Origin of the sequence: Nocardioides immobilis, from assembly GCF_003515065.1 — a bacterium.
GTDB lineage: Bacteria > Actinomycetota > Actinomycetes > Propionibacteriales > Nocardioidaceae > Nocardioides > Nocardioides immobilis.
The window spans coordinates 64,658-84,657 of sequence record NZ_QXGH01000034.1; the positions used below are offsets into that span (position 1 = coordinate 64,658).

General features: G+C 71.3%; 22 protein-coding genes and 1 riboswitch. Of the genes, 11 read left to right on the forward strand and 11 right to left on the reverse strand.

The window, feature by feature from the left end:
• Positions 1 to 2: 2 nt before the first annotated feature.
• Entirely contained in the window at positions 3 to 1,967 is a 1,965-nt protein-coding gene (locus D0Z08_RS25490) for an acyl-CoA dehydrogenase family protein (protein ID WP_118928096.1), read from the reverse strand.
• An 84-nt stretch (positions 1,968 to 2,051) separates the two neighbouring features.
• On the opposite strand from D0Z08_RS25490, the gene D0Z08_RS25495 reads away from it, so the two are divergent.
• The 10 genes from D0Z08_RS25495 (at position 2,052) to D0Z08_RS25540 (ending at position 9,556) form a co-directional block, all read left to right on the forward strand.
• A complete protein-coding gene (locus D0Z08_RS25495) occupies positions 2,052 to 2,543 on the forward strand; it encodes a DinB family protein (RefSeq protein WP_118928097.1) in 492 nt (163 codons plus the stop codon).
• 28 nt (positions 2,544 to 2,571) lie between these two features.
• Positions 2,572 to 2,682, forward strand: a riboswitch (TPP riboswitch).
• Positions 2,680 to 3,291: a thiamine phosphate synthase gene (gene thiE / locus D0Z08_RS25500; RefSeq protein WP_118928098.1), complete on the forward strand. Its 612-nt coding sequence runs from the start codon at positions 2,680 to 2,682 to the stop codon at positions 3,289 to 3,291. It overlaps the preceding riboswitch by 3 nt.
• A gap of 40 nt (positions 3,292 to 3,331) precedes the next feature.
• Complete coding sequence (locus tag D0Z08_RS25505; protein WP_182481486.1) at positions 3,332 to 4,348, forward strand: FAD-dependent oxidoreductase; 1,017 nt, start codon at positions 3,332 to 3,334, stop codon at positions 4,346 to 4,348.
• Positions 4,342 to 4,545 carry a sulfur carrier protein ThiS gene (thiS, locus tag D0Z08_RS25510; protein WP_118928100.1) on the forward strand — a complete coding sequence of 68 codons (204 nt, stop codon included), beginning with the start codon at positions 4,342 to 4,344 and terminating at the stop codon, positions 4,543 to 4,545. The genes D0Z08_RS25505 and thiS overlap by 7 nt, the downstream gene beginning before the upstream one ends.
• Positions 4,542 to 5,306: a thiazole synthase gene (locus D0Z08_RS25515; protein ID WP_118928101.1), complete on the forward strand. Its 765-nt coding sequence runs from the start codon at positions 4,542 to 4,544 to the stop codon at positions 5,304 to 5,306. Before thiS ends, D0Z08_RS25515 begins: the two co-directional genes overlap by 4 nt.
• Positions 5,303 to 5,881, forward strand: coding sequence for a thiamine phosphate synthase (locus tag D0Z08_RS25520; RefSeq protein ID WP_118928102.1), 579 nt, complete (start codon positions 5,303 to 5,305; stop codon positions 5,879 to 5,881). Before D0Z08_RS25515 ends, D0Z08_RS25520 begins: the two co-directional genes overlap by 4 nt.
• On the forward strand, positions 5,878 to 6,663 hold the full coding sequence (thiD, locus tag D0Z08_RS25525; RefSeq protein WP_118928103.1) for a bifunctional hydroxymethylpyrimidine kinase/phosphomethylpyrimidine kinase: 786 nt from the start codon (positions 5,878 to 5,880) through the stop codon (positions 6,661 to 6,663). The genes D0Z08_RS25520 and thiD overlap by 4 nt, the downstream gene beginning before the upstream one ends.
• Positions 6,660 to 8,372 (forward strand): phosphomethylpyrimidine synthase ThiC, encoded by a 1,713-nt coding sequence (gene thiC / locus D0Z08_RS25530; protein WP_118928104.1) that lies wholly within the window; start codon positions 6,660 to 6,662, stop codon positions 8,370 to 8,372. Before thiD ends, thiC begins: the two co-directional genes overlap by 4 nt.
• A 10-nt stretch (positions 8,373 to 8,382) precedes the next feature.
• Entirely contained in the window at positions 8,383 to 8,706 is a 324-nt protein-coding gene (locus D0Z08_RS25535; RefSeq protein ID WP_118928105.1) for a DUF1905 domain-containing protein, read from the forward strand.
• A gap of 31 nt (positions 8,707 to 8,737) precedes the next feature.
• Positions 8,738 to 9,556, forward strand: a complete 819-nt coding sequence (locus D0Z08_RS25540; protein WP_220454344.1) for an arylamine N-acetyltransferase family protein — start codon at positions 8,738 to 8,740, stop codon at positions 9,554 to 9,556.
• Here D0Z08_RS25540 and D0Z08_RS25545 read toward each other — a convergent pair.
• From D0Z08_RS25545 to D0Z08_RS25565, 5 genes are all read right to left on the reverse strand, one after another.
• Entirely contained in the window at positions 9,553 to 10,758 is a 1,206-nt protein-coding gene (locus tag D0Z08_RS25545) for an ABC transporter ATP-binding protein (protein WP_118928106.1), read from the reverse strand. The genes D0Z08_RS25540 and D0Z08_RS25545 overlap by 4 nt on opposite strands.
• A gap of 7 nt (positions 10,759 to 10,765) precedes the next feature.
• On the reverse strand, positions 10,766 to 11,644 hold the full coding sequence (locus D0Z08_RS25550) for a carbohydrate ABC transporter permease (protein ID WP_118928136.1): 879 nt from the start codon (positions 11,642 to 11,644) through the stop codon (positions 10,766 to 10,768).
• A gap of 5 nt (positions 11,645 to 11,649) precedes the next feature.
• Positions 11,650 to 12,594 (reverse strand): carbohydrate ABC transporter permease, encoded by a 945-nt coding sequence (locus D0Z08_RS25555; RefSeq protein WP_118928107.1) that lies wholly within the window; start codon positions 12,592 to 12,594, stop codon positions 11,650 to 11,652.
• Positions 12,591 to 13,913 (reverse strand): extracellular solute-binding protein, encoded by a 1,323-nt coding sequence (locus D0Z08_RS25560; protein ID WP_118928108.1) that lies wholly within the window; start codon positions 13,911 to 13,913, stop codon positions 12,591 to 12,593. Before D0Z08_RS25560 ends, D0Z08_RS25555 begins: the two co-directional genes overlap by 4 nt.
• Before the next feature lie 75 nt (positions 13,914 to 13,988).
• Positions 13,989 to 14,915 carry an alpha/beta fold hydrolase gene (locus tag D0Z08_RS25565; RefSeq protein WP_118928109.1) on the reverse strand — a complete coding sequence of 309 codons (927 nt, stop codon included), beginning with the start codon at positions 14,913 to 14,915 and terminating at the stop codon, positions 13,989 to 13,991.
• A 58-nt stretch (positions 14,916 to 14,973) separates the two neighbouring features.
• Between D0Z08_RS25565 and D0Z08_RS25570 the strand changes: the two genes are divergently transcribed.
• Positions 14,974 to 15,804 (forward strand): esterase/lipase family protein, encoded by an 831-nt coding sequence (locus D0Z08_RS25570; RefSeq protein ID WP_182481487.1) that lies wholly within the window; start codon positions 14,974 to 14,976, stop codon positions 15,802 to 15,804.
• Between the two features lie 124 nt (positions 15,805 to 15,928).
• On the opposite strand, the gene glpX is transcribed toward D0Z08_RS25570, so the two are convergent.
• Genes glpX through D0Z08_RS25595 form a run of 5 tightly spaced genes read right to left on the reverse strand, consistent with a single transcriptional unit; the run spans position 15,929 to position 19,887 of the window.
• Positions 15,929 to 16,939 (reverse strand): class II fructose-bisphosphatase, encoded by a 1,011-nt coding sequence (gene glpX, locus D0Z08_RS25575; RefSeq protein ID WP_118928111.1) that lies wholly within the window; start codon positions 16,937 to 16,939, stop codon positions 15,929 to 15,931.
• Positions 16,940 to 16,974: 35 nt separating this feature from the next.
• Positions 16,975 to 17,952 carry an ABC transporter ATP-binding protein gene (locus tag D0Z08_RS25580; RefSeq protein ID WP_118928112.1) on the reverse strand — a complete coding sequence of 326 codons (978 nt, stop codon included), beginning with the start codon at positions 17,950 to 17,952 and terminating at the stop codon, positions 16,975 to 16,977.
• Positions 17,949 to 18,746: an ABC transporter permease gene (locus D0Z08_RS25585; protein WP_118928113.1), complete on the reverse strand. Its 798-nt coding sequence runs from the start codon at positions 18,744 to 18,746 to the stop codon at positions 17,949 to 17,951. The genes D0Z08_RS25580 and D0Z08_RS25585 overlap by 4 nt, the downstream gene beginning before the upstream one ends.
• Positions 18,743 to 19,492, reverse strand: coding sequence for a molybdate ABC transporter substrate-binding protein (gene modA / locus D0Z08_RS25590; protein ID WP_118928114.1), 750 nt, complete (start codon positions 19,490 to 19,492; stop codon positions 18,743 to 18,745). The genes D0Z08_RS25585 and modA overlap by 4 nt, the downstream gene beginning before the upstream one ends.
• Positions 19,489 to 19,887 (reverse strand): TOBE domain-containing protein, encoded by a 399-nt coding sequence (locus D0Z08_RS25595; RefSeq protein ID WP_245994487.1) that lies wholly within the window; start codon positions 19,885 to 19,887, stop codon positions 19,489 to 19,491. Before D0Z08_RS25595 ends, modA begins: the two co-directional genes overlap by 4 nt.
• Positions 19,888 to 20,000: the final 113 nt, after the last annotated feature.

Here is a 20,000-nt window from a genome sequence, read left to right on the forward strand (position 1 = left end):
GCTCAGCGCACCGAGCGATGCACCGACTCGCTCTCGCTCGGCCCCGGCTGCCACGGGCTGATCCACGGTCCCGTGCCCTCCGACTGGTCGAGCACACCCTCCTCGAGCCAGGTGAAGTCCCCGTCGAGCACCCGCTGGCTGATCCGGACGTCGAGGTCGTCGGTGTTGGACCAGAGCCCGTCGAAGAGCGCCTCGACCCGCAGCCGCGCGTGCTCGCAGCAGGCGTCGGCGAGGTCGTACGCTGTCTCACCCTGCTCCGGGTTGTCGATCCGCAGCATCTCGGCCCGGGTGCACGCCGCGGCCATCGCGAACAGCTCGGCACCGATGTCGACGATGCGGGCCAGGAAGACCTGCTTGTACTCCAGCTTCGCCTGCCACCGGGACATCCCGTAGAAGGTCTGCCGGGCCAGCTTGCGCGACGACCGCTCGACGAAACGCAGGTGCCGGGCCAGCGGACCGAACTCGGCGTACGACGTGGGCACGGTGCCCTTGCCGGCAGCGAGCTGCGGCAGCCAGGTGGCGTAGAACCGTCCGGCCTTCACCGCCGCCTTCGCCTTGCGCTGCAGGTCGGCGTCGGCGACCGCGAGGTCGCCGGCCGCAGTGAGGTGCGCGTCGACCGCCTCGCGGGCGATCAGCAGATGCATGATCTCGGTGGAGCCCTCGAAGATCCGGTTGATCCGCAGGTCCCGCAGGATCTGCTCGGTCGGCACCGCCCGTTCGCCCCGAGCGGCCAGCGAGTCCGCGGTCTCGTAGCCGCGGCCGCCCCGGATCTGCACCAGCTCGTCGGCCACCTTCCAGGCCATCTCGCTCGACCAGAGCTTGGCCAGCGCCGCCTCGATCCTGATGTCCTTCGAGCCGGCGTCGGCCAGCTCGGTCGAGAGCTCGAGCACCGCCTCCAGCCCGAACGTCGTGGCCGCGATGAACGAGATCTTCTCGGCGACCGCCGCGTGGCGGCCGACCGGGCGACCCCACTGCACCCGCTCGGCCGACCACTCGCGGGCGATCTTCAGCGACCACTTGCCCGCCGCGGCGCACATGGCGGGAAGGGACAGCCGCCCGGTGTTGAGGGTGGTCAACGCGATCTTGAGGCCCTGGCCCTCGCGGCCGAGCCGGTTCTCGACCGGGACCCGCACCTGGTGGAACCGGGTGACGCCGTTCTCGAGGCCCTTGAGGCCCATGAACGAGTTGCGGCGCTCCACCGTGATGCCGGGGGAGTCGGCCTCGACGACGAACGCGGTGATGCCGCCCCGTCCTCCGGCATGCTCCGGCACGGTGGCCATCACCACGACGAGCTCGGCGATGACGCCGTTGGTGGTCCACAGCTTCACCCCGTCGAGGAGGTAGCCGCTGCCGTCGTCGGTCGGCGTCGCGGTGCTCGCCATCCGGGCCGGGTCGGAGCCCACGTCGGGCTCGGTGAGCAGGAACGCGGTGATCGCGCCCTTGGCGCACCGCGGCAGGAACCGCTCCTTCTGCTCGGCGGTGCCGAAGACCTTCACCGGCTCGGGTACGCCGATCGACTGGTGTGCCGACAGCAGCGCGGCCAGGCTCGGGTGCACCGAGCCGGTCAGCATCAGCGCCTTGGCGTAGGCGGTCACGGAGAGCCCGAGCCCGCCGTACTCCTGCGGGATCTTCATGCCGAACGCGCCGATCTCGGTCAGCGCAGCGAGGTACTCGTCGGGGATCCGGTCCTCCCTCTCGATCCGGCCCCCGTCGAGCGAGGTGCAGACCTCGCGCAGCACGTCGAGGAAGGCGTTGCCACGCTGGACGTCCTCGGCGGATCCCCGCGGGTGCGGATGGATCAGGTCGAGGTCGAAGTGGCCCAGGTAGAGGCCCTTCGCGAAGCTCGGTCTCTCCCACTGCTGCTCTCGGGCAGCCTCGGCGAGCTCGCGCGCCTCGCGCTCGGTCGCGGCTGCGCGACCGGTCGCCGGGTCGGGGCTCGTGGTGGTCGGGGACTGGTGTGTGGTCATGGGCCGTCGCCCTCCTCGAGAGACCCTCCAGTCATACTCCTCGTTCGCGCGCGAAGGAAGGGACGGCGGCCTACGCTCGCTCGCGTGAGCTACGGATGGCGGGAGCTGGACGGCGTGGCCGTCGAGGTGTGTGACGAGTGCGGGTACGACGGGCGGGAGGTCGTCGACGGGGACGCCGCGCTGGCTGCCGCCCTCGCTGCCTTGGCCGGCCTGCTCGATCGGGGCGAGGCGGACCGCAAGCCGTCGGAGAAGATCTGGTCCGCCCGGGAGTACGTCGACCACTGTGTCGAGGTCACCGACGCGTTGCTCGGCTACATCACGGACCGGCTCGGCACGGCGAGGGTCGACTGCTCCGATCTCGAGGCGTGCCGCGCGGGCATCGCGACGACGGTGCCGCTGCTCACCGCGGACCAGCGGGCGGCCGTGATCGAGGACGTCTACCCCTGGCCGGTCACCGTCCAGTTCGTCCTCTTGCACCTGCTGCACGACCTCGGGCACCACGTGCTCGACATCCGGCGCGGGTACGCCGGCTTCGTGCTGGCTGACAACGAGGGCGGCGCGACCAACCAGCGGTGACTGCTCCGACCGGCTGCGCTAACGTGGGCGCATCCACCACGGGAGTCCGCGGCAGCGGACTGAGAGGGAGCTGGAGCCGCTCCGACCGTCGAACCTGATCCGGGTCATGCCGGCGAAGGAAGCGAAGGAGCGTCCCATGGGCCCTGTTGAAGTCCGCGTCCCCCGCTTGACCTGCCTGGTCTCCGAGCGGGACGACCTCTCCCTGTTGCCCGCCCTTGCCGACGCCGGGGTCGACGGCTTCCAGGTGCGCGCGAAGTCGCTCGACGGCCGGGCGCTGACGGCGTTGGTGGAGCGGGTCGTGGGCGCCGTTCGGCCGGAAGGAGCGATGGTCCTGGTCAACGACCGGCTCGACGTGGCGCTCGCTGGCGGCGCCGACGGAGTCCACCTCGGGCGGGTCGACGTACCGGTCGCCGCCGCCCGCCGGATCGCCCCGGACCTGGTCGTCGGGGCCACCTGCCGGACCCGCGCCGAGGTCGAGAGCGCCGCCCGGGACGGGGCGAGCTACGCCGGCTTCGGGCCCGTGTTCGCGACCGCCAGCAAGGAGGGGCTCCCCGACCCGCTCGGCCCTGCGGCCGTGTCGGCGGCCGCCGGGGTGCTGCCGTTGGTCGCCATCGGCGGCATCGACGCGGCCCGGGTCGCCGCTGTCGTCGCTGCCGGCGCCCATGGTGTCGCCGTCATCGGCGGGATCTGGCGACAACCGGATCCGGTGTCTGCAGCGAAGGAGATCGCCAGCCAACTGGGTGGTTGAGGTGCGAGGAGCGCGAGCGACGAGCCTCGAAACGATGGCGATGAGGATCAAGATCCTGGGTGCGGGCATCGTCGGGCTGTCCGTCGCCGACGAGCTGCTCCGGCGCGGTCATGCGGTGACCGTGGTGGACCCCGCGCCCGGCAGGGGCGCGTCGTACGCCGCCGCCGGGATGCTCAGTCCGTCCGCCGAGCTGTGGCACGGCGAGGAGGAGCTGCTGCGGCTCGGCGGTGAGTCGCTGGCACTGTGGCCGGAGTACGCCGGCCGGCTCGGGGTGCCGCTGCGCACGGACGGCACCGTGCTCGTCGGGTACGACGCCGGCGACCTGCAGCAGGTCGAGCGTCAGGTCGATCTCCTGGGCCGGCACGGGGCGGCTGTCGAGGTGCGGGATGCGGGCGGGGTCGCCGTACTGGAACCGGGGCTCGGTCGGGTGCAGGGCGGGGCGTTGCTCCGTGACCCGAGCGTCGACCCGCGCGCTGTCATGGCCGGGCTGCTGCGGCGGGTCCCTGTCGTCCCGGCCGACGCCGGCGGCGAGCACGACGCCACGGTCGTGGCGACCGGCAGCCGGCTGCCGGCGCCGTACGACCTGCTGGTGCGGGGCGTCCGCGGCGAGATCCTGCGCCTGCACTCCGACGACCCGCCCACGCGGACCGTGCGCGGCTGGGTCCGGGGTGAGCCCGTCTACGTCGTGCCGCGGGCGTCGGGGGAGGTGGTCGTCGGCGCCACCAGCGAGGAGCACGACGAGGCGCCGGTCGTGACCGCCGGCGGGGTGCTCCGGCTGCTGGCCGCCGCGCGCCTGCTCTGGCCCGCCCTCGACCGGGCCGAGCTCGTCGAGGCAACGGCCCGCGATCGCCCCGGCACCGCCGACAACCTGCCACTGATCGGACCGGCCGGCGACGGGGTGGTGCTGGCCGCGGGGCACTACCGGCACGGGGTGCTGCTCGCGCCGCTGACCGCGCGACTGGTGGCCGACCACCTCGAGACCGGCGCCGTGGACGGCGCTGTCGACCCGCGCCGGCTCTCGACCCTCGACCAGCGAACCGAAGGAGAACGATGCTGATCACCGTCAACGGACAGCCGACCGAGCTCGCCGGCGCGACCGTCGCCGACCTGCTGACCGCCCGGATGGACGACCCCCGCCCGAACGGCATCGCGGTGGCGGTCAACGACGAGGTCGTCCCGCGCGACGACTGGCCGCGGTGGCCGCTCAAGGCCGGGGACACGGTCGAGATCGTGACGGCGGTGCAGGGCGGATGAGCGCGCTCACCATTGCCGGACGAGCGCTGTCGTCCCGGCTGCTCCTCGGCACCGGCGGGCTGCCCAGCCTCACCCTCCTCGAGCCGGTGCTGGCCGCGGCACGGCCCGGCCTGGTGACGGTGTCGGTACGGCGCACGTCGTCGACCCGGGACGGGGGACTGCTCGACGTGCTCCGACGGCTCGGCGTACCGCTGCTGCCCAACACGGCCGGCTGCCTGTCCGCCCGCGAGGCGGTGCTGACGGCCGAGCTCGCCCGCGAGGCGCTCGGCACCGACTGGGTGAAGCTGGAGGTGATCGGCGACGAGGCGTCGCTGCTCCCGGACGCGGTCGGCCTCCTCGAAGCCGCCGACCAGCTGGTCCGGCGCGGGTTCACGGTGCTGCCCTACACCACCGACGACCCCGTGCTCGCGCGGCGCCTGGTCGACGTCGGGTGCGCCGCGGTGATGCCGCTCGGCTCCCCGATCGGGTCGGGCCTCGGCATCCGCAACCCGCACGCGATCGAGGCGGTCCGGGCCGCGGTCGACGTCCCCGTCGTCCTCGACGCGGGCATCGGGACCGCCAGCGACGCTGCGCTCGCGATGGAGCTCGGCTGCGACGCCGTGCTCGCCGCGACGGCCGTCACCCGCGCCGACGACCCGGTCGCGATGGCCCACGCGCTGTGCCTCGCGGTCGAGGCGGGGTACGCCGCCCGCCACGCCGGCCGGATCCCGCTGCGCTCCACCGCCCGCGCCTCCAGCCCGGTGTCCGGGCGGATCGCATGAGCCGGGCCGAGGAGCTGCCGCGGTTGCTGGTGCTCACCGACAGGTCGCAGCTGCACCTGGGACGGGCGCTGGTGCGGACGATCGAGGAGTGCGTGGGTGCGGGGCTGCGGGCGGTCGTCGTACGCGAGCACGACCTGCTGGCCGCGACCCGGGCCGCCCTGGTGGCCGACCTCGCGTCGATCGACGGGCTCGCGGTGATCTCCTCGCGCATCAGCGACCCGGCGGCCGACGCCGTCCACCTGGCCGCCGACCAGCCGGCCCCCGACGGCGGCGTGCGCTGGGGGCGCTCGTGCCACTCCGCGGCAGAGGTACGACGAGCCGCGGCCGACGGGGCGTCGTACGCGACCCTGTCGCCGTACGCCGCCACCTCGAGCAAGCCGGGCTACGGGCCGCCGCTGCCGGAGGGTGCCTTCGCCGACCTGTCGCTGCCGACGTACGCACTCGGGGGCATCACGCCGGCCAACGCGAGCAAGGCCCGCGCGGCCGGGGCCTACGGCGTCGCGGTCATGGGCGAGGTCATGCGCGCCGACGATCCCGCCGCCGTGGTGGCCGACCTGCTGGCGGTGCTGGCATGACCCCTCCTGTCGTGCTGGCGGTCGCCGCCACCGACCCGGGCGGGGGCGCCGGCCTCGCCGCCGACCTCGCGACCTTCGCCGCCCTCGGCGTGCACGGCGGGTGCGTCGTCACCGCGATCACGGTCCAGGACACCCGTGGCGTCCACGGGATCCATCCCGTCCCGGCCGATGTCGTCGCCGCCCAGCTCGACGCGGTCCTGGGCGACCTGCCGGTCGCGGTGATCAAGACCGGGATGCTCGCGACGCCCGAGGCGGTCCGGCTCCTGGCCGAACGGGTCGTCCTTGCCAGGGTGACCTCAGGGTCACGCGGGCAAGGACGACCCCTGCTCGTCGTCGACCCGGTGCTCCGCGCCACCACCGGCGCCACGCTCGCTGACGCCGCGGTGGTCGCGGCCTACCGGGAGCACCTGCTGCCGCTCGCCACCGTCGTCACCCCGAACGCCGACGAGGACGCCGTCCTCGGCCGGGGGCACGGCGCGGCAGTGCTCCGCACCGGCAGCGGCGCCCCCGACGTGCTCCACCGGCCGGGTCGCGAGCCGCTCGACATCCCCCACGCGCGCGTCGCCACGACCAACGACCACGGCACCGGGTGCACCCACGCCAGCGCGCTGGCGGCGTACCTCGCCCTCGGCCACGACCTCGCCACCGCTGCTCACCGCGCCGCCGACTTCACCTCCCGCCGGCTCGCCACCAGCTCCACCTGGGACCTCGGCCGCGGCCGGGGCCCGATCGCCCACATCTCGACAAGCTCGATGACCGAAACAGAAGGAGTCACCGCATGACCGTTCACCCCGCCCACACCCGGGTCTACAAGCGTGGCGAGCACAGCAACATCGAAGTGCCGTACACGCGGGTCGCGCTCACCAACGGCGAGACGTTCGACCGCTACTGCACCGAGGGCCCCGGCAGCGACCCGCAGGTCGGCCTGCCGCCCTTCCGCGTCGGCTGGATCGAGGACCGCGGCGACACCGAGACGTACGACGGCCGCGCGACCCAGCTGGTCGACAACGGCCGTGCCGCGATCCGCAGCGGTGCTGCGCGCGGCGAGTGGCAGGGGGAGAAGCGGGAGCCGCGCCGCTCGACCGGTGGAGCGGTCACCCAGATGGCCTACGCCCGGGCCGGCATCGTCACGCCCGAGATGGAGTACGTCGCGCTCCGCGAGTCCTGCGACGTCGAGCTGGTGCGCAGCGAGGTCGCTGCCGGCCGCGCGATCATCCCCGCCAACGTCAACCACCCCGAGTCCGAGCCGATGATCATCGGCCGCCGCTTCCTGGTGAAGATCAACGCCAACATCGGCAACAGCGCCGTCACCAGCAGCATCGAGGAGGAGGTCGACAAGCTCACCCACGCGATCACCTGGGGCGCCGACACGGTGATGGACCTCAGCACCGGCGACGACATCCACACCACCCGCGAGTGGATCATCCGCAACAGCCCGGTCCCGATCGGGACCGTCCCGATCTACCAGGCCCTGGAGAAGGTCAACGGCGAGGCCGACCGTCTCACCTGGGAGATCTTCCGCGACACGGTGATCGAGCAGTGCGAGCAGGGCGTGGACTACATGACGATCCACGCCGGCGTACTCCTGCGCTACGTCCCCATGACAGCCCGCCGGGTCACCGGCATCGTCTCCCGCGGCGGCTCGATCATGGCCGGCTGGTGCCTGGCGCACCACGAGGAGAACTTCCTCTACACCCACTACGACGAGCTCTGCGAGATCTTCGCGCAGTACGACGTCAGCTTCTCCCTCGGCGACGGGCTGCGCCCCGGCAGCACCGCCGACGCCGACGACGAGGCCCAGCTGTCCGAGCTGCGCACCCTGGCCGAGCTCACCGCGCGTGCCTGGGAGCACGACGTCCAGGTGATGGTCGAGGGCCCCGGTCACGTGCCGCTGCACCTGGTCGAGGAGAACGTCCGGCTCCAGCAGGAGTGGTGCCACGGCGCGCCGTTCTACACGCTCGGCCCGCTCGCGACCGACATCGCTCCCGGCTACGACCACATCACCTCGGCGATCGGCGCCGCCACGATCGCGATGCACGGCACCGCGATGCTCTGCTACGTCACGCCGAAGGAGCACCTCGGGCTTCCGAACCGGGACGACGTGAAGACCGGCGTCATCACCTACAAGCTCGCCGCGCACGCCGCCGACATCGCCAAGGGTCACCCGGGCGCCCGGGACTGGGACGACGCGCTCTCGAAGGCGCGCTTCGAGTTCCGCTGGCGCGACCAGTTCGCACTCTCGCTCGACCCGGTCACCGCCGAGGAGTTCCACGACGAGACGCTCCCGGCGGACAACGCCAAGACCGCGCACTTCTGCTCGATGTGCGGTCCCAAGTTCTGCTCGATGCGGATCAGCCAGGACGTGCGTGACCGGTTCGGCGCCGACCTGACCCCGGAGGACGCGGCGCTCGGCATGAAGGAGAAGTCCGCAGAGTTCCTCGAGCTCGGCGGCACCGTGTACGTCGAGGAGGATGTCCCCGACCGGCTCTAGGCTCTCGGTCGTGGAGTTCCAGTTCTCGGCCGCGGTGATCGAGTGGCGCGGCCCGGCGCCGTTCTACTACGCCGACATCCCGGCCGAGGACAGCGACGACGTCAAGGACGCCGCGAAGGGTCTCGAGTACTGGGGCCAGGTGCCGGTCGTCGTCCGGATCGGCGACACCGACTTCACGACCGCGCTGTTCCCCAAGGACGGCCGCTACCTGCTGCCGCTGCGCGACGCCGTACGTCGGGCCGAGGGCATCGAGCTCGGCATGACCCTCGACGTGGGGATGAGCCTCAACCGCGACCGGACCCGGCCCGACGTGACCCGCCGCAATCTCGGATGAGGATCGACCGGTGCCCTCCTACGATCGGGACGTGACCGACGACCCCTGGCAGATCGACCGGCTCGACCTCGACGGCTACCTCGCGCGGGTCGGCCTCCCCGCGCGGCCGCCCGACCGCAAGGCGCTCGACGAGCTCCACGAGGCCCACGTCCGCACCTTCACCTTCGACAACATCGACGTCCTGCTCGACCAGCACCCCGGCGTCGGGCTCGACGTGCTGAACGACAAATTCGTCGGCCGGGGGAGAGGCGGCTACTGCTTCGAGCACGGCACCGTGTTCGCGGCGGTCCTCGAGCGGCTCGGGTACGACGTACGCCGCCACCTCGGTCGCGTCGGCGACCCCGCGACCGGACCCGTGCAGGGCCGCACCCACATGACGGTCGAGGTCCGGATGGACGGCGAGCGCCTGTTGTGCGACCCCGGCTTCGGGATGAGCCTGGTGCGGCCCGTCGCACTGGCCGACGGGGCCGAGAGCGACCAGCGCGGCTGGCCCTACCGGGTGCGGCGCACCGACGCCGGGGAGTGGGAGCTGCAGCGGCTGCGGGAGGCGGGCTGGGAGGTCGGCCACACGGTCGACGACCTCCGCGTGCTGCCGGTCGACGTCGTGATGGGCCACCACTACACGAGCACGTTCCCGACCTCGCACTTCCGCAGCGGCCTGATGATCACCAAGCACGAGGACGGCCAGCACGTGTCCGTCACCGAGAAGACGGTGACCGTACGACGCCCCGGCAAGCCCACCGAGCACCGCGAGCTCGAGCAGGGCGAGCTCGCCGACTGGCTCCGCGTGCTCGCCGTACCGCTGACGGACGACGAGGAGACCCGGCTCCTCGCCCGGGTGGCCCCCTAGACCGTGGCGGCCTCGCGCGGGATGTGACCGGCGTGCTCGTTATCGACGGTGAGGTTCTCGCCGGTCGCGGGGTCGAAGAGGTGCATCTTCGCCGAGTCCACCCAGATCTCGGCCTCGGTGCCGGCGGTGATCCGGCTGGAGCCGTCGAGCGAGACCACCAGCTGGGTGCGCAGCGCCTCGCTGTCGAGCTCCTTCTCCAGCTGGGCCAGCTGCTTGGTCACCTCGGGGGGCGCCTCGAACGGGATGTAGGCGTAGGTCTCGTTGCCGAGCCACTCCACGACGTCGACGTTGGCCGAGAACGTCGCCGTACCGGTGGCAACGCCCTTGCTCTCGGCCAGCTTCGCGTCCTCGAACGCCTCGGGCCGGATGCCGGCGATGAGCAGCCCGCGGCCCTCGGCCCGGGCGGCCTTCTCGGCCGGGATCTCGACCTCGCCGAACGGCAGCTTCACCTTGTTGCCCGTGACCTCGGCCGGCAGGAAGTTCATCGGCGGTGAGCCGATGAAGCCGGCGACGAAGAGGTTGCCGGGGTTGTCGTAGAGCTCCCGCGGCGTGGCGAGCTGCTGGAGCAGTCCGCGCTTGAGGACGGCGACCCGGTCGCCGAGCGTCATCGCCTCGGTCTGGTCGTGGGTGACGTAGACCGTCGTGATCCCGAGCCGCTTCTGCAGGCGCGCGATCTCGGTGCGCATCTGACCGCGGAGCTTGGCGTCCAGGTTGGACAGCGGCTCGTCGAACAGGAAAGCGTCTGCCTGGCGCACGATGGCCCGCCCCATCGCGACCCGCTGCCGCTGGCCACCGGACAGGTTGCCCGGCTTGCGCTCGAGGTGCTCGTCGAGCTCCAGCGTGGACGACGCGTCGCGCACCAGTCGGTCCACCTCGGCGTTGTCCAGCTTGGCCAGCCGGAGCGGGAACGCGATGTTCTCGTAGACGGTGAGGTGGGGATAGAGCGCGTAGTTCTGGAAGACCATCGCCAGGTTGCGGTCGCGCGGCGCGAGGTCGTTGACCCGGCGCTCGCCGATGGTCAGCTCGCCCGACGTGATGTCCTCCAGGCCGACGATCATCCGGAGCAGGGTCGACTTCCCGCAGCCGGACGGCCCGACGAGGATCATGAACTCGCCGTCGGCGATGTCGATCGAGACGTTGTTGACCGCCGGGAAGCCGTCGCCGTACTTCTTGACGAGGTTCTGGATGTTGATGGATGCCATGACGGTCCTATCCCTTCACTGCGCCGGAGGTGAGTCCGGCGACGATCTTGCGCTGGAACAGCAGCACGATGATGATGATCGGGACGGTGACGACGACCGAGGCCGTGGCCAGCTGCCCGTACGGCGGGTTGAACGGATCGGGTCCGACGAAGAAGGACATCTGCGCCGGGACCGTGCGTGAGTCCGTCGTGGAGGTCAGCGAGATCGCGAGCACGAACTCGTTCCACGCGAAGAAGAAGGTCAGGATCGCCGCGGTGAACACGCCCGGTGCCGCCAACGGGACGATGACCTTGCGGAACGCCTGCCACGACGTGGCGCCGTCGACCTGGGCGGCCTGCTCCATCTCCCACGGGATCTCACGGAAGAACGCCGACAACGTCCAGATCGCCAGCGGCAGCGTGAAGGTCATGTAGGGGATGATCAGCCCCGGCCAGGTGTTGAACAGCTGGAACGTGCGCCACATGTCGAAGAGCGGCCCGACGAGCGACACGACGGGGAACATCGCGATCGCGAGTGCGAGCGAGAGCACCAGCCGCTTGCCCTTGAACTCCAGCCGGGCGATCGCGTAGGCGGCCAGGGTGGCGAAGACCACCGAGAGCAGGGTCGCGATCAGGGCGATGCCGAAGGAGTTGATCAGCGCCTGGATGAAGTCGTCGGAGACGGCAGGGTCCGGCTCGGTCCCATCGCTGAGCGTCCCGACGCCGAGCAGCGTCTTGTAGTTGTCGAGAGTGGCGTCCTTCGGCAGGAACTGCGGGCTACCGGCGCCGGTCTCGGCCGTGGACTTGAACGACAGCGAGATGATCCAGACCACGGGCAGCAGGCACCAGATCATGATCAGGACGAAGCCGATCCCGGTGCCCGCCTTGGTCTTCGTGTCCGTCTTCATGGCCATCAGCCCTCACCCCTCGCCTGGGCCAGATCGACCCGGAACAGCTTGACGATCAAGAACGCCAGCAAAAGGACGGTCAGGAACAGCAGCACCGAGAGCGCGGACCCGAGCCCGAGCTGGAACTGCTCGATCACCTGGCGATAGGTCAGGAACGACGACGACTCGGTGTCCTGTGCACCGCGGGTCATCACGAAGATGTTGTCGAAGATCCGGAACGCGTCGAGGGCCCGGAAGAGGACGGCGACCATGATCGCCGCGCGCATGTTCGGCAGGATCACCTTCCACAGCCGCTGCCACCAGGTGGCGCCGTCGACCTTAGCTGCCTCGATCATGTCCTCACTGACCTGCGACAGACCCGCGAGGAGCAGCAGCGACATGAACGGCGTGGTCTTCCAGATCTCGGAGACCATGATCGCGAACATCGCCGGCCAGTGGTCGCCGAACCAGTTGGTGTCCTCCGCGATCCACGGCAGCCAGGCGAACCAGCTGTTGACCCAGCCGTTGGTCAGGCTGAACGTGAACTGCCAGGCGAAGGCCGAGACCACGGTGATGATCCCGTAGGGGATCAGGATCGACGTGCGGACCACGCCGCGAGCGAAGATCACCCGGTGCATCACCATCGCGAAGGCGAACCCGATCACGAGCTCGACCGCCACCGTGACCACCATGATGATCACCGTGTTGACGGTGTCCTTCCAGAACAACCCGTCGCCCAGCACGGTCACGTAGTTGCCGAGCCCGACGAACTCCTTGTCGTCGGGCGACGTCAGCCGGTACTGGAAGAGCGACAGGTAGAGGGCCTGGATCATCGGCCAGGCCGTGACCAGCAGCATCACGATCACGGCCGGAGCAACCAGTCGCAGGCCGAGCCGGTTCTCCGCGGAGGAGCGGTCGCTGGTGACCGGCGCCCGACGGGTCTTGGTAGGGGCTGGCGCGGTCGCGGTCACAGCAGGCTCCTTTGCTGCAGCACGTCCTCGATGAAGGATTGTGCGTCCTCCGGTGTTTCGTCATCCACTGAGGACGGTGGGTGGAACCGGCTCAGGAGGGCGCCGGAGATGTCGCTCCAGTACGGCGAGACCGTGCGTGGTGCCGCGGCCTCGAGGCTCTGCTGGAAGAGGTCGAGCAGGTCCTGCGGGTAGATCTCCTTGAGTGCTGGCCAGTCGTATCCGGCCGCACTGGACGGCATGTTGCCGGTCAGCTCGGCGTTGAGGCCCTGGTTGTCCGGGCTGGTGAGGCACTCGAGCGCCTCGATCGCCTGCTCCTTCTGGTCGGAGAACTCGCTGACCCCGATCCCGATGCCGCCGTACGGAGGACGGGATTCCTCGCCTTCCACCGACTGCGGGTACCTGGTGTAGCCGATGTCCTTGACGACGTCCTCCGGGTAGCCGGCCCCGGTCAGCACGTAGGTCCAGTTGACCATGAATGCGCCCTGCTCCCCGCCGAAGGTCGCTCCGGCCTGGCCTTCCTGGGCGACGGACATGTCGTCCGGCGCCGCGGTCGAGCCGGCAAGCTCCTCGATGATGCCCGCGGCCACCCTGCCGGGTTCGGAGTCGACCTCGATGGTCGCTTCGGCGCCCTTCTCGGTGTCGGTCGCGATGTCACCACCCGCGCCGGCGATCAACGCGTTGATCCAGACCGAGTAACCCTCGTACTTGTTGGACTGAACCGCGACCTTGCCGCCGCCCTCGGCGGCCGCCTGGATGATGTCGTCCCAGGTGACCGGCTGGCTCATGTCGAGGTTGGTCTTCTGGACGAACGACTTGCGGTACCAGAGCACCTGGGTGTTCGACCAGAACGGCGCGACCACGAGCTGGTCGTCCCACGTCGCCGCGGCGGCGGCGCCCTCGAACGCCTGCTCGCGCATCCGCTCCTGCATGTCGGCGGGGATCTCGGCCAGGTAGCCGGCGTTGGCGAACTCCGCGGTGTACGGCGGGTCGATGCTCATCAGGTCGATCGCCGGGTCCTCGGCCGCGAGGCGTCGGGCCAGCTGGATCCGCTGCTCGCCTGCCGCCTGGGGCAGGACCTGGGTGGTGATCTCGAAGCCGAGCTCGTCGCTGCACGCGGCCGCGACGGCCGCCTGGCCGCCGGCATCGGGGTTGATGTACCAGACCAGCGCGTCAGAGTCGCTGCCGCAGGACGACAGCAGGGTGGCGGTGAGGCCGAGGGTCGCAGCAGTTGCCAGGCTGCTGCGCCACTTTCGTCGAGATCTACTCCCCCTCCGCCGTCCCGGTTCAGGGGACGCCGGTCCTCCCGAGCGATTCGTCATTGAATCCTCCCGTTGGTGTGACCAGTGCCACCGTCCTACGGAAGTTGATGGTTTGTCTAGACCGGAGTGAAACGATCATTTCCGGGTAGCCCGATCCGCGGTACGCCGAATGGCCGACGCGATCGTCTCGAACAGGGGTTTCGGGAAGTCGTGCCCCATCGCGTCGATCAGCAGGAGCTCGCTGCCGGGCACGGCTCTCGCGGTCGATCGCCCGCCGGAGACGTGCACCATCCGGTCGGCCAGCCCGTGGACGACGAGCGTGGGCATCGTGAGGCTGCGCAGCTGCGCGGTGCGGTCGGGCTGGGTGAGCACGGCCATCATCTGGCGCATCACGCCGCTCCGGCTGACGCCGCGGTCGAACGTCTCGTTCCCACGGCGCTCGAGCTCCTCGAGATCCGGCGGGAACCCGGGCGAGCCGATCAGCCGCCAGACCCGCAGGCCGCCGGCGACGTACGCCTCCCGCTCCGGACCGCGGCGCGCGATCAACGTCGGCAGCAGGACCGGGCTCTGCCAGCCCACGGTGCGCCGGCCGGTCGACGACATGATGCTGGTGAGCGAGTGCACCCGTTCGGGGTGGGCGATCGCCATCGTCTGGGCGATCATCCCGCCCATCGAGGCGCCGACGACGTGCGCCGCGGGGAGGTCGAGGTGGTCGAGCAGCCCGAAGGCGTCGTCGGCGAGGTCCGCGATGGGGTACGGCGCCTTGACCGGGCGCCCGGCGAACGCGCGGATCAGGTCCGACGGCTTGACCCGCCCGGGGTCGCGGGACGAGCGCCCCGTGTCGCGGTTGTCGTAGCGGATGACGAAGAATCCGTGCTCGGCGAGCAGCGTGCAGAGCTCGGTGTCCCACCAGTTCATCGGGCCGCCCAGGCCCATCACCAGCAGCAGCGGGTCGGCGGTCGGCTCGCCGAAGGTCTGGTAGCAGAGCTCGATCCCGCTCGGCAGGGGGGCGAATAACTCTTCGGACGCCGAAACGTTGCTCTGGTCAGGTGACGCGCTCATGAACTCAAGTTTGCCGGATTGCCACAGGTTCACGATTCAACCAGTTAGGGTCGGGTATATGACCACCGTGCTGGCGCCTTACTTGCTCCCCGACGGCTTCGGTCGTCCGGCGCTGGCTGCGCTGCTGCGGGAGGGCAGCCTCGTCACCGAGGCCGGCCGCCTCGCCGTGCACAAGGGCGCGGCGCGCCGTACCCGCTGGAAGACGCCGTACGCCGCCCGCAGCGTGTCCCGGGCGGCCGAGCCGGTGCTGCTCATCCCCGGCTTCCTCGCCGGAGACTGGACCCTGCGGCAGATGGCGGCCGGCCTGCGCGAGCGCGGTTTCCGCACCTATCGGTCCCACATCCACGCCAACGTCGGCTGCACGCTCGACGCGGCAGCGCTGGTCGAGGCGCACCTCGAGCGGATCGCCGAGCGGCGCGGCTCGCGGGTGCAGATCGTGGGGCACAGCCTCGGCGGCATGATCGCGCGCGGCATCGCCGCACGTCGTCCCGACCTGGTCTCCGGCATCGTCACCATGGGCAGCCCGATGCTGGCGCCCGCCGCCCACCACCGCCTGCTGACCGGCGGCGTCACCGTGCTCAACCGGCTGTCGGCCGCCGGCCTCCCGGGCTTCATGTCCCAGGAGTGCGTGTCCGGTCCGTGTGCCGAGGCCAGCTTCCACGAGGTCCGCCAGCCGCTGCCGCACGGCGTCGCGATGACGAACGTCTACTCGCGCCGTGACGGCATCGTCGACTGGAAGGCCTGCATCGACCCTGACGGCGTCGCCGTCGAGGTCCGTGCGTCCCACATCGGCCTCGCGGTCGACCCCCGCGTCCTCTCGGTCGTCGGCGAAGCCCTGGTGCGGCAGACGACGGGCGTTGCTGCCCTGACGGCCGTCGAGACTGCCTAGGCTGCGCTTCCGCAGGAATCACCGGTCGACCGGGGATCCCTGCACTTGTCGGCCGTTGCAATGCCCGACACGTGCCAGTTTTGCCTGGTCGCTGGGACAGATGAGGCTCGTGTGGCGAACGGCCCTAGTCGAAGTCGATGCTGCTGAACTGCCGCAGCTTCTGCAGCTGGTGCTCGGAGGTGATGGTGCGGATCGTGCCGCTCCGTGACCGCATCACCAGCGACTCGGTGGTGCATCCGCCCGCGCGGTAGCGGACGCCGCGCAGCAGCTCGCCGTCGGTGATCCCGGTGGCGACGAAGAAGCAGTCGTCGCCGGTGACCAGGGTGTCGGTGGTGAGCACGTAGTCGGGGTCGAGGTTGTGGCCGGCGTCGATCGCGCGCTGCCGCTCCTCGTCGTCGGTGGGCCAGAGCCGGCCCTGGATGGTGCCGCCGAGCGCCTTGATCGCGCAGGCGGTGATGATGCCCTCAGGGGTGCCGCCGATGCCGAGCAGCAGGTCGACGCCGGCGTTGCCGCGGGCGGCGGAGATGGCGCCGGCGACGTCGCCGTCGGTGATGAACTTGATCCGCGCGCCCGTGGCCCGGATCTCGTCGACCAGCTGGGCGTGCCGCGGCCGGTCGAGCAGGACGACGGTCACGTCGGACGGCTGGGCTCCCTTGGCCTTCGCCACCTGGTTGATGTTCTCGGCGACGGGGTAGCGGATGTCGACCACATCGGCGGCCTCGGGGCCGGTGACCAGCTTCTCCATGTAGAAGACCGCGGACGGGTCGTACATCGAGCCGCGCGGCGCGACGGCGAGTACGGCGATCGCGTTGCTCATGCCCTTCGCGGTCAGCGTGGTGCCGTCGATCGGGTCGACCGCGACGTCGCACTCGGGACCGGTGCCGTCGCCGACCCGCTCGCCGTTGTAGAGCATCGGGGCGTCGTCCTTCTCGCCCTCGCCGATCACGACCACGCCGTTCATGCCGATCGTGGAGATCATCACCCGCATCGCGTTGACGGCCACGCCGTCGGCGCCGTTCTTGTCGCCGCGGCCCACCCAGCGCCCGGCCGCCATCGCGGCAGCCTCGGTCACCCGCACCAGCTCGAGGGCGAGGTTGCGGTCGGGGGCCGGCGGTGCCACGGCAAAGCTCTCCATGAGGCGAACCTTATCCTCCGCGACGCCCTCGTCCGTCAGTCGGAAGCCGCCTCGGGACGGGCGTCGTACGTCGTCACGGCTGTCTCCTTCACCGACAGCCACACGTGCTGCCCCGGAACCAGGGCCAGCTCGCGCGAGGCCGCGGGTGTGACGTCGGCGATCAGGTCGCGTTCGCCGCTGACCTGGAGCCGGATGGCGTCGCCGTGGGGTGCCGCGCCGCGGACGACGCCCTGCCAGCGGTTGCGGGTCGAGTCGGTGGGTGCCTGCAGCGAGACGGTCACCGCGGCGGGGGAGAAGGCCCGCAGCCGGTCGCCGTCGCGGATCACGTTGAGCCCGACGAGCCGTGCGACGTGCTCGGTGCGTGGCCGCGCGGCGACGTCGGCCGGGGTCCCGATCTGCACGACCCGGCCCTGGTCGAGCACCGCGACCGAGGTGGCGAGGGTGAGGGCGTCGAGCGCGTCGTGGGTCACGAGCACCGTGACGCCGCCGAAGTCCGCGAGGTGGCGGCCCAGCTCGATCCGCAGCGTCGCCGCGACGCCGACGTCGAGCCCGGTGAACGGCTCGTCGAGCAGCAGCAGGCCGGGGTCGGTCGCGAGGGCGCGGGCGATCGCCACCCGCTGCGCCTGGCCGCCGGAGAGCTTCGCCGGCTTCCGCTGGGCGAGGTCGGCGATGCCGAGCCGGTCGAGCCAGACCTGGGCCTTCGCCCGGGCGGCCGGCTTCGCGTCCCCCCGCGAGCGGGGTCCGAAGGCCACGTTGTCGAGCGCCGAGAGGTGGGGGAACAGGCGCTGGTCCTGGAAGACGACCCCCACGGCGCGGTCCTGGGGTGCGAGGGGGAGCAGGTCGTGACCACCGAGCAGGACCCGGCCCTCGGCCCGCTGGAGCCCGGCAAGAGCGTGGACCAGGGTGCTCTTGCCGGCGCCGTTGGGCCCGACCAGGGCGACGACGTCGCCCTGCTGCGCGGCGATCTCGACGTCGAGCCGCCCGGGGACGACGAGCGTGGCTTCGAGGGTCATGCCGTCACCAGCCAGCGGTCGCGCAGAGCGACCAGGACGCCGACCGAGACCAGCAGCATGACCACGCTCAGCGCCAGCGCGGCGTCGGCGTCGGACTGGCGCGCGACGTAGATCAGCGTCGGCATCGTCTGCGTGGTGCCCGGGTAGTTGCCGTTGAAGGTGATCGTCGCCCCGAACTCACCCAGCGACCGCGCCCACGCCAGCACCATGGCCGCCGCGATGCCGGGCAGCGCGAGCGGGACGGTGATCCTCCGGAACGTGGTCCAGCGTCCCGCGCCGAGGGTGGCGGCGGCGCCGTCGTACCCGATCCCGGTCGAGCGGAGGGCGCCTTCGGTGCTGATCACCAGGAACGGGAGCGCGACGAAGACGTGCGCCAGGACGACGCCCCAGGTCGTGTAGGGGAACGCGAAGCCGGTGGCGTCGAGCAGCGGCTCGCCGAGCAGGCCCGAGCGGCCGAACGCCGACCGCAGCGCGATACCCGCGACCACGGGCGGCAGCACCATCGGCACGATCACCAGCGCGCGCACGAGGCGGCGGCCGGGGAAGTCGACGCGGGCCAGCAGCCAGGCGAGCGGCAGTCCGATCACGAGCGAGACGAGCATCGCCGCCGTCGACGTCGTGACCGACAGCCACAGCGCGTCCCGGGCGGCCTCGGACGTCAGCGCGTCGACGAGGCCGCGCGGATCGGTGGCCGCGACCATGGCGACGAGCGGGATCAGGAGCACGCAGGCCGCGAGTGCTGCCGGGACGACCAGGATCCACGGCGCGCGGCCGAGTGGGTCGCGGCCGGTCATGGCAACCCGAAGCCGGCGTCGGTCAGCGCCGCCTGCCCCTCGTCGAGCAGGACAGCCGCCCAGAACTCGTCGGCGAGCTCGGGGTCCTCGGACTGGCTCAGGGTCGCGATGAAGTACGACGACGCCACCCGGTCGGCCTCCGGGACATCGACCGTCGTCACCCGATCACCCGCCGCCACGCTGTCCGACGCGTAGACCAGGGCCGCGTCGGCCTCGCCGGCCACCACCTTGTCGAGGGTCGACCGCGCGTCCTCCTCGAGGCTAGACGGCTCCGACGGCTGGCCGATGCCTGCCTCCTCGAAGAGCCGCGTCGCCGCGCGACCGCACGGGACCTCGTCCGCGCACCGCACCCAGGTGACCGCGGCCAGGTCGGCGAGCGAGTCGATGCCCTCCGGGTTGCCCGGTGCGGTGACGATGACGAGGTGGTTGGTCGCGAACTGCTTCGCGTTGAGCGCGACCTCTGCGTCCTCCGCCAGCGTCATCGACTCCTGGTCCGCGGTCGCGAGCACGTCGCCCGGCGCCCCGTCGGCGGCCTGCTCGGCGAGGTCCGTGCTGGAACCGAAGGACAGCTGGACGTCCACCCTGTCGTGGTCCGCCTCGAAGGTCGCGGCGAGCTCGGTGAAGACGTCCGTCAGCGACGATGCGGCCAGCACGTGCAGCGTCTGGTCGTCCTCGCCGCCGCAGCCGGCGATCGGCACCAGCAGGGTCAGCGCTGCGAGCGTCGAGCGGAGGGTTGTCGTACTCATCGCGGCCGCTCCACGACGACACTGGTCGACTTCACCGACGCGATCGCGCGGACGCCGGGCTCGAGACCCAGCTCGGTGGCGGCCTCGGCGCTCATCAGCGACACCACCCGGTAGGGGCCGCAGACCATCTCGATCTGCGCCATCACGGTGTCCTTGACGACGCGGGTGACGATCCCGGTCATCCGGTTCCGGGCGCTCACCGAACCGGCCCGGGTCCGCTCGCGCTCCGCCTCGTCGACCAGCGAGGCGGCGAGCGTGGCGAGGTCGGCGCCCGGGATCACGGTCCGGCCCTCGCGGGTCGCGCTCGGCACGCGGCCGGCGTCGACCCAGCGCCGTACGGTGTCGTCGCTGACGCCGAGCACCTCTGCGGCTTCCGCGATCCGGTAGTCAGTCACCCGCACATTGTTCCGCAGATGAGGCATGTTTGCCATTATTCCGCCGCATCTGCGGCTAGCGATGATCGCCGAACGGGTCCGGTGCCGCGATCTCCCGGACGGGCTGTGAAGAT

Coding starts and splice junctions, on each gene's coding strand:
- D0Z08_RS25580 (WP_118928112.1), bottom strand. CDS start 17,952: ATGACCCTCGAAGCCACGCTCGTCGTCCCCGGGCGGCTCGACGTCGAG.
- thiC (WP_118928104.1), top strand. CDS start 6,660: ATGACCGTTCACCCCGCCCACACCCGGGTCTACAAGCGTGGCGAGCAC.
- D0Z08_RS25570 (WP_182481487.1), top strand. CDS start 14,974: ATGACCACCGTGCTGGCGCCTTACTTGCTCCCCGACGGCTTCGGTCGT.
- thiD (WP_118928103.1), top strand. CDS start 5,878: ATGACCCCTCCTGTCGTGCTGGCGGTCGCCGCCACCGACCCGGGCGGG.
- thiS (WP_118928100.1), top strand. CDS start 4,342: ATGCTGATCACCGTCAACGGACAGCCGACCGAGCTCGCCGGCGCGACC.
- D0Z08_RS25545 (WP_118928106.1), bottom strand. CDS start 10,758: ATGGCATCCATCAACATCCAGAACCTCGTCAAGAAGTACGGCGACGGC.
- D0Z08_RS25520 (WP_118928102.1), top strand. CDS start 5,303: ATGAGCCGGGCCGAGGAGCTGCCGCGGTTGCTGGTGCTCACCGACAGG.
- thiE (WP_118928098.1), top strand. CDS start 2,680: ATGGGCCCTGTTGAAGTCCGCGTCCCCCGCTTGACCTGCCTGGTCTCC.
- modA (WP_118928114.1), bottom strand. CDS start 19,492: ATGAGTACGACAACCCTCCGCTCGACGCTCGCAGCGCTGACCCTGCTG.
- D0Z08_RS25550 (WP_118928136.1), bottom strand. CDS start 11,644: ATGAAGACGGACACGAAGACCAAGGCGGGCACCGGGATCGGCTTCGTC.
- D0Z08_RS25585 (WP_118928113.1), bottom strand. CDS start 18,746: ATGACCGGCCGCGACCCACTCGGCCGCGCGCCGTGGATCCTGGTCGTC.
- glpX (WP_118928111.1), bottom strand. CDS start 16,939: ATGGAGAGCTTTGCCGTGGCACCGCCGGCCCCCGACCGCAACCTCGCC.
- D0Z08_RS25515 (WP_118928101.1), top strand. CDS start 4,542: ATGAGCGCGCTCACCATTGCCGGACGAGCGCTGTCGTCCCGGCTGCTC.
- D0Z08_RS25490 (WP_118928096.1), bottom strand. CDS start 1,967: ATGACCACACACCAGTCCCCGACCACCACGAGCCCCGACCCGGCGACC.
- D0Z08_RS25560 (WP_118928108.1), bottom strand. CDS start 13,913: ATGACGAATCGCTCGGGAGGACCGGCGTCCCCTGAACCGGGACGGCGG.
- D0Z08_RS25565 (WP_118928109.1), bottom strand. CDS start 14,915: ATGAGCGCGTCACCTGACCAGAGCAACGTTTCGGCGTCCGAAGAGTTA.
- D0Z08_RS25505 (WP_182481486.1), top strand. CDS start 3,332: ATGAGGATCAAGATCCTGGGTGCGGGCATCGTCGGGCTGTCCGTCGCC.